A 729-nucleotide genomic window follows, 5' to 3' on the forward strand; every position below is an offset into this window, starting at 1 on the left:
TCACCCGCCACCGCGGGCCGGTCACCTCGGTTGCCGCCATTCCGGGCCGCGCTGCCGCGATCGCCGTCGCCTATGACGGCGCGGTCAGCCTGTTCGATCTCGAAGCCGGAACGGCCGAGCTGCTCGGCTATCACCGCCATCTCGCCAATCATGTGACGGTGAGCGAGGACGGCGCCTGGGCGGCTTCGTCCTCCTCGGATTACGATATCTATATCTGGGACCTGGCGGCGCGGAAGCTGGCGCTCGTGCTGCGCGGGCATAGCGACGATGTGGAAGGCTTTGCCTTTGTCGACGAGTCGGCCGGCGTTTCCGCCTCGCGCGACCGGCGGATCATCGTGTGGGATCTCGTCACTGGCACCATCCGCCGGACGATCGAGGGGCATGAGAAGGACGTGCTGTCGGTCGCCTGCCGCGACGGGCTGATCTATTCGTCGGGCGACGACATGACGCTGCGCCAATGGGATCTCGCCACCGGCGGACTGATCCGCACCTGGGGCCCGTTCGAGACCGAAACCGACACCTGCGCCATCGATATGCTGAACGGCCGCGTGGTGCTGGGCTGCGACGACGGCGTCATCCGCGTCTTCGATGCCCGTGAGGGCACGGCGCTGGCCTCGATCGAGGCGCACGGATCGGGGATCAAGAAAGTCGCGGTATCGCCGGTCAATGGCGACATCCTGTCCTGCGCCTATGATCAGGTGATCAGGATCTGGGATGCGGCGTCCTTCG

At 66.4% G+C, this 729-nt stretch carries 1 protein-coding gene; it reads left to right on the top strand.

Going from position 1 to position 729, the window contains the following annotated elements:
• The coding region (locus tag AC1DZC_RS19945) for a WD40 repeat domain-containing protein (RefSeq protein ID WP_477044478.1) at nt 1-729 on the top strand (729 nt) is incomplete at both ends.

The sequence above is a fragment of the Cellulomonas sp. P2_B4 genome, from assembly GCF_056404795.1.